6 protein-coding genes are annotated in these 6,828 nt (G+C 33.6%); all 6 read left to right on the top strand.

Going from position 1 to position 6,828, the window contains the following annotated elements; all coding sequences use genetic code 11:
* The first annotated feature begins 734 nt into the window (after positions 1-734).
* The 6 genes from H9647_RS25290 to H9647_RS25315 all read left to right on the top strand — a co-directional run bounded on the left by H9647_RS25290 (position 735) and on the right by H9647_RS25315 (position 6,318).
* Entirely contained in the window at positions 735-1,172 is a 438-nt protein-coding gene (locus H9647_RS25290) for a hypothetical protein (RefSeq protein ID WP_191805211.1), read from the top strand.
* Between the two features lie 182 nt (positions 1,173-1,354).
* Positions 1,355-2,323 carry a hypothetical protein gene (locus tag H9647_RS25295; RefSeq protein ID WP_191805213.1) on the top strand — a complete coding sequence of 323 codons (969 nt, stop codon included), beginning with the start codon at positions 1,355-1,357 and terminating at the stop codon, positions 2,321-2,323.
* Positions 2,320-3,615 carry a hypothetical protein gene (locus tag H9647_RS25300; RefSeq protein ID WP_191805215.1) on the top strand — a complete coding sequence of 432 codons (1,296 nt, stop codon included), beginning with the start codon at positions 2,320-2,322 and terminating at the stop codon, positions 3,613-3,615. The genes H9647_RS25295 and H9647_RS25300 overlap by 4 nt, the downstream gene beginning before the upstream one ends.
* A 4-nt stretch (positions 3,616-3,619) precedes the next feature.
* Positions 3,620-4,294 carry an ABC transporter ATP-binding protein gene (locus H9647_RS25305; protein ID WP_191805217.1) on the top strand — a complete coding sequence of 225 codons (675 nt, stop codon included), beginning with the start codon at positions 3,620-3,622 and terminating at the stop codon, positions 4,292-4,294.
* Between the two features lie 631 nt (positions 4,295-4,925).
* A complete protein-coding gene (locus H9647_RS25310) occupies positions 4,926-5,375 on the top strand; it encodes a DUF2538 family protein (RefSeq protein ID WP_191805219.1) in 450 nt (149 codons plus the stop codon).
* 40 nt (positions 5,376-5,415) lie between these two features.
* Complete coding sequence (locus tag H9647_RS25315; protein ID WP_191805221.1) at positions 5,416-6,318, top strand: tyrosine-type recombinase/integrase; 903 nt, start codon at positions 5,416-5,418, stop codon at positions 6,316-6,318.
* Positions 6,319-6,828: the final 510 nt, after the last annotated feature.

The following is a 6,828-nucleotide window of genomic DNA, read 5'->3' on the forward strand; positions in this document are numbered from 1 at the left end:
GTTGCGTACTCCCATCGTACAGAGGCGCTCTTTTTTATTCAAACTCCAAATTTTTCGTTTTACAGGAATTCTAACGGGCAGTTTAGTTGAATGAAGAATTATTCGTAAATTTAATAATAAAATTAACGTTAAGTGGTAAAGGATTATTCTCATAAATAGAGATCACTGTTATTCAATTTAATAAGGAATGGGGAGGAAAAATGAGTAATATAAAACGATTTGGTCTAATTGTCATTTCATTAATTCTTACTTTAATCGGTTTTTTAAAACTATCCAACAGTGTCCAAAAAGCTCAAGACTCAACAAGTGAGTATATAAGGTCGGCTAACTATTACACGAGCTTACGTAGGATCAACGGCATTTAGGAATGCCTGGCGGGTTGATGAGTTTGATCCGTGATCGCCTACGAGTAGGAGATCTAATTTTAGATTGATACCCCTATTTATCAGATCGTTTTCGCTCCCAGACTCAGCCTCACCTATGAACAAAAAGGAATTTTTTTTGTTGAATAATTTCAAAAAAAGTCAAAGTAACGAGGAATTTCATTTAATTGGTCGTATCGAGCTTAACAATCTAGTGATTTCTTACTCTTGTAGCTAAACTTCGACATTAATTTTAAGTATACTTCGACAAAAGTAAGGACTTTGTTTCTATTTTAATATAATGTGTATTAATGTAATCTAGGTTTTGTAGGTAAATTATGTTATAAAATAAATATATTGGAGGTTTAAAAAATGAAAAAAAGCATCAAAACGATTCTAGGTACTTCTGTGTTAAGTCTTTCACTTTTAGTAGGTGCAATTCCTAGTTTTGCTTCTGCTACGTCAGAACATGCTTCTGGAGGTTGGAGTGAATCTGGGGGTTACTATGTTAATTCACAATCCGAAGATGGTATAAGTACTCTAGCGTCTAGCACACCTGATTCACACGTTGGAAAACGTTTAAAAGATAATACTAACTCTGGTGGAGATCCAACATGGAGGTATGCAGCGAAAGGAGATACTGTATGGGTCGGTGTTTACCATTATACAACGGCTCAAATGGAAACACCCAATGGTACCGTTAAAACGACAAGTGGTAGACAGTGGGGAGAAAATGGCACTACAGCGACGTCCCCATGGTACACTCCTTTCGGAGAAAACCCGGAAGCTAGAACATATTGGGGACATTAATAACTTTAGTTATATAATTTCTGCCTAGCTACTTAGTGTGAGTTAGTAGTGGAAAGTGTTCTCTTAAAGGCTGATAATCAGTATTAAAATTTATACAAGACGTATTAAATCCATATGTTTCAGAAAATAGAGGCTACTGTGAAGTGGCCTCTACCTTTATTACTGTGAAATGAGGAAAGTAAATGTTCACAATCAGAAGAAAAGATATCGCATTTATCTTCATTTTCATTTGCCTATATTCACTATGTTATTGTTTCTTAACCTATACAGGCAAACAAGAAGAATACCACGAATTATCTAATGAGTTATACACTAATCACCATGCGGTTTTAATCACTAAGAGGGATAATAGTGAATTAATAAAACAAATTTCAAAATCAAATTATAGAGTTTTTTTAGAATATAACAATTCATATCGTTTGCTGCTTGAAAATAAAGGAAACTGGTCTCCTCCCATATTATCGGGTAGTTTCTTTACGAAAAATGATGTTGAAAATAAAGCAGTTGTTGGGAAAGAAATGCAAAAATATATTGAGGAAATTAAAGGTAAAAAGTACATCTCTTTTGAAGGAGAAAACTATGAAGTGAGTGGTATAATGGGAGCTTCATTCGCAAGTTCAATAGATTATCTTATTTTGCTTAATAATCCCATTAAAAATCACAAAGATGATAACACTAAAATTATTATAGATAGTGATAATAAGTCGATTGTTACAGATATAACCAATAATCTTATTGAGAAAGATCCAACCATTTCTCTTATTAAAAGCGCACAAAAAGGTCTATCTAGAACAGCTAATATCCCATATATCTATAAATTATTAATTTTCGAGTTTTATCTTCTTATGTTGATCAGTATCATAACCTTCATAAGATATTGGTATGAAAAAGAGAAGAAAACAATATATGTTTTATTTTTATTAGGTATTCCAAAAAACAGAATAAATATCCATTTGTTCCTAAAAATTTTGTTGAATGTAGTTGTTTCTGGAGCATTAACTGTCAGTATATTTTTAATTTTTGGATTTGAATCTACTATCTCATTTAAGCAAATGATATTGATAATAATTCTTTTCCTTTTTAGTGCCTGGACCTTTATAGGTATATTTTTATGGTCAAATAATTCTAATCGAGGTGTAGTTACAAAGTGACTGTTAGGGAACTTAAGTTTTATTTTAAAAAACATAAATTTTTAAGCTTGACTCTGTATCTCCAACTTACGTTGTTCTTTGTTATTTTGGGAACATTTATAGCGTTTGAAGGAGAGTTGGATTATGAAAGTAACAGTCTTCATAAGATTTATGAAGGAAAAGCTATTTATCAGTTGCTTGATGGTTATTATGATGGTGATGAATATGCGAACTTTGTTAGTCAATCTGATTATTTAAATCGCTTAAAAACATATTACAATCAGCTTAACAATACAAATGATTTTCAATATTTAGCAATGTTTAATCATCATATTTTACTAAAAGATACGGGGATACCTGAAGAATTTATTGAAGGTTATGAGCAGGGGAGTAAAAAGTATCAGAAAATCATAGATGGAACACCATATACAGCTGTAAAATCGTTTCAAATGAACAAACAGACATTGGATTATTTCGGGTTGACTGTAGAAAAAGGAACCATATGGAGTGAAAATGAATTTAAAGATAATACTGTATTGCCTGTTTTGCTGGGTTCCGCTTATCAAAATGTATATAGTATTGGAGATGAAATAACTATAAATTTTTACAGAAAAACTTTTACTGTAAAAATAATTGGATTTCTAAAGGAGAATAGCAAGCTTTTTTTTAACGAGAATACAGAGTTTTACCTTGACAAATACATAATTCTCCCATATAGAGATTACGGGGATCCAACATCTGAAACTGATGAATTATTCCAACAAATAAGCTATTTCGCTATGGTTAATGGATATATCGTAACGGACAATAGTCCATCCCAAAACCAAATTATGATGCAAAGAGTGGAGGCAATTTCTAAAAATTCTTCTTTCGGAGGTTATTCTTTTATAGGTTTAAATCCCCATTTTCAAAAATACAGAGGATTAATGATAGTATTGCAAGAAAATAGAATATTGATCCAGTCAATATTTGTTTCTACCTTTTTATTAAATTTAATAGTTATCATTATAATTTTATTATTACAACAAAAGAGGAGATTATCCTCATTTGCAATACATTATCTAAATGGTGCAACGAAATGGAGAATAGTAAAGATGTTATGGATAGAGATTAGTACTATTCTACTCGCTGCATATTTAACTAATTTCATAATTCTTGATAAAATACTAAATATCGGAGAAATGAAAACGCAATTTATATTGTTAATCCTTTGCATAACTATGAGTATAATAATTTGTATCATGCCTGCTCGTAAGCTTCTATTAAACCCAATGACAGATTATATAAACAATGAAGATGAAGGTGGAATATAATAGTATGTTACTTGAACTCTCAAGAATAAATAAAAGTTTTAAAAATGGAAAAAATCGTGAGAAAATATTAGAAAATTTAAATCTTAAGGTCTTTAAAGGTGAATCAATTGCTATTAAGGGTAAGAGTGGTTGCGGTAAGTCGACATTATTAAATATCTTAGGAGGGTTGATTTCTTTTGAAGAAGGAGAAATGATGTTTGATGGTACTAATATCTCAAAACTTACTGCAAATGAAAGGGCAGAATATCGTAGAAAGAATGTTGCTTTTGTAACACAAAATTTTCATTTACTCGATGATAGAAATGTTTTTGATAATATTGCGCTTCCTTTACAATACATTAGAATGCCTAAGAAAGAGATAAAAAGTAGAGTTGAAGAAGTAATGTGCGATTTGGAAATTCAACATACAATGAAAAGAAATATTTTGACACTATCAGGTGGCGAACGCCAGCGAGTCGCGATTGCCCGTGCTATTGTAAAAGAACCATCTATACTTCTTGCAGATGAACCAACAGGTTCATTGGATGAAAAAACAGAGGAGTCCATTTTGACAATATTTGATGAGCTACATCATAAAGGAATGACACTTATTATTGTTACCCATGATGATTCCGTATCAAGCCATTGCCAGCATGTATATGAACTACACCATAAAAAGCTGAATTATGTGAATAGCTGACCTTCAGATACGGTAAAATAAAACAATCATTGAATAATGGAGTCCCTTAGAATTGACATAGAAAATATTCCTAAGATGCAGCTGATTCCAATATTATATTGGTGTCAGCTTCCTTTCAAAAAGAATTGAGGATTAGACTTCTCTAAGTGCTATGCATACGCATTTGTTTTAGGATGCTGGATAATTCTGATATTACGATGGCCAGAAGGATTTTATTATGTACGATGAAGGACGTTGGTTGGAGCTAGCACTTGCTGTTGGTAAGAAAGTACGGCAATAAGCATTGAATCCTTCGTTACGCTAAAGGGATTGAATATATAATATGTAAGAAAATTTTTTTAACGTTTTAGTTGCTCCATATTTTAAGAACTTTGGTATCAATGCTGCCAAGGTTCTTTTTCTATAGTTAAGGCTAGAAGATATAAAACTACACTCGTCATCTTCTCTATACAAAAGATGACGAGTTGTGTTAAAATAAATGTAGCAAACCCTGATTCTACCGTTTGCTAAGCGCAAATAAACTTGTCATCTTCTATAGAAGCGAAATGAAGGAGCCGAAATAGTCAACGGTGATCGAATCGAAGAATGGTTGTAAGTAAATATTACCAATACATAAGGAGAGTGAATTGAAATGTATTTTGTAACAGATGAACATAAAAATAATTTTGAGATGCTTGTTGAATTTTATAAAGCCGAACAAGATTCGGAGTACAAATCAGCTTGTTATGTATTAGCACTTCCGGAAATTTATAATAAGGTCAACGGGAAATTTGGTGAACGACCGTTTGATTGGATGTATAAGTTTGAAGAAAAAGAAATAGTAGAAGAAGATTTTTGGACTAAAGAAAAAAGGGTAGTTATTGATCGTATTTATGAACTTGATGAGAATGGAGAAGAGTTGGAATCCCAAGCTTATGGTTACCTCTCTAGTGGATATCGTAAGATCGTTCAACTAGCTCAAAATTTGTTTAACAGTTCTAATGAGTTCAACTTATGTGATGCGCTAGGTACTTGGGGGGATGATCTTTTTCAAGTATATCAACAAGCTGTTCTACTCCGGACAAAACGTCAAGAATCATAATAATAAGACAAATTTGACTTGGATAAGGAGTAAAATGCACATGTCTACTATGTTCGGATTATTTGAAAATCATCTACGTAAGTCAGGAGTATCCGAGCGGACCATATTAAATTATTTATCTACGTGGAACAAGTTTGAGAATTGGATTAAAGGAACTGATCCGGATCTGTCTGATGCCGGGACAGCCACACAAAAAGATATAGCGGATTACAAACGGTATATGCTGCTTTCCGGAGGAAGAGGAGGGCAGCCTGCCAAGCCGAGCACGATGCAACTTACGTTTGTTCATTTAAATGCGATTTTTCGTTTTTTTGCCGATCAGGGACTTATCCAAGATAATCCGGTGGGTCCAATTAAAAAACCGCCGGCAGCTAGACGGTCGCCAAAGTGGCTTACTCGAAATGAACAGAATGCATTACTGAGGGAGGTGCGCGGGCAAAATAGCAAACGGGATTATGCAATTGTGCTTCTCATGCTTCGGGCGGGCCTTCGAGTTCATGAACTCTGTGATCTTCAGAAAAAAGAGGTAATAATGAGTGTAAGGTCCGGCAGCGCATATGTTCGAGGAAAGGGAGATAAAGACCGGGAAGTACCGCTAAACAATGAAGTTCGTTCTGCATTGCAGAGTTACTTTGATGATCGAGATGATACGAGTCCGTATGTTTTTGTTTCACAGAGATCGAAGCAATTATCTGTTCGCGGTGTACAGCATATGATTGAGAATTATAGAAGCCGTACAAGAATTGATCACTTGACTTGTCATGCCTTAAGGCATACTTTTGGTCACGATTTGATTAGTGCTGGTAATGACTTGCAGCAAGTGGCTATGTTAATGGGACACTTTAAGAAAGATGGGACACCTAATATTCAGATGACAATGATCTATACGACACCTGGTATGGAGGATTTAACGTCTGCTGTGGAGTCAATTAGCTGGACGTGAAAGGAAGAAATGGGTCAATATAAGAAGGACTGACCAACATCATTTATCCTCCTCTGTATATCGACTTTTAACAGAGAACCTTGGATATTATTTCAAGGTTCTATTTATAGCGGGAATATAGAGTAGAAAAACTATAGTATCGGTTCTTTTTATTTTCATGTGGCTTTTGACGTTAAAAATATGGCTTTTCAGGTTAGGATTGTGAGATATCAGAAATCATTAATCCCAAAATATAAAAACAGAAAAAGGGATTCTAATAGGAGACATTCGCTCGATATTTCGGATGATTTTTCCACTAAGCTAACCGGCAGATTAGCGTGAAGAAACGTACGAAACTTTATCTCGATGAATAATAAGTTTTGCTCAGGTAACCTTAATAAAAACATGGATCTTTTATTAAGGAGGAACAAGAGTGTTTAACTACATAGTACTCGTATTAATGGTGATGATAAACGTATCAGGACATAACGAATGGGTGAACATTGATCAAACTGAAGAGAAAGTTATCAA

The sequence above is a fragment of the Paenibacillus gallinarum genome (assembly GCF_014836635.1).
GTDB classification, from domain to species: Bacteria; Bacillota; Bacilli; order Paenibacillales; family Paenibacillaceae; genus Paenibacillus; species Paenibacillus gallinarum.

What these genes read in the sequence shown, in the direction of transcription:
- H9647_RS25305 (WP_191805217.1), top strand. Translation starts at nt 3,620, where the DNA reads ATGTTACTTGAACTCTCAAGAATAAATAAAAGTTTTAAAAATGGAAAA.
- H9647_RS25290 (WP_191805211.1), top strand. Translation starts at nt 735, where the DNA reads ATGAAAAAAAGCATCAAAACGATTCTAGGTACTTCTGTGTTAAGTCTT.
- H9647_RS25315 (WP_191805221.1), top strand. Translation starts at nt 5,416, where the DNA reads ATGTCTACTATGTTCGGATTATTTGAAAATCATCTACGTAAGTCAGGA.
- H9647_RS25295 (WP_191805213.1), top strand. Translation starts at nt 1,355, where the DNA reads ATGTTCACAATCAGAAGAAAAGATATCGCATTTATCTTCATTTTCATT.
- H9647_RS25310 (WP_191805219.1), top strand. Translation starts at nt 4,926, where the DNA reads ATGTATTTTGTAACAGATGAACATAAAAATAATTTTGAGATGCTTGTT.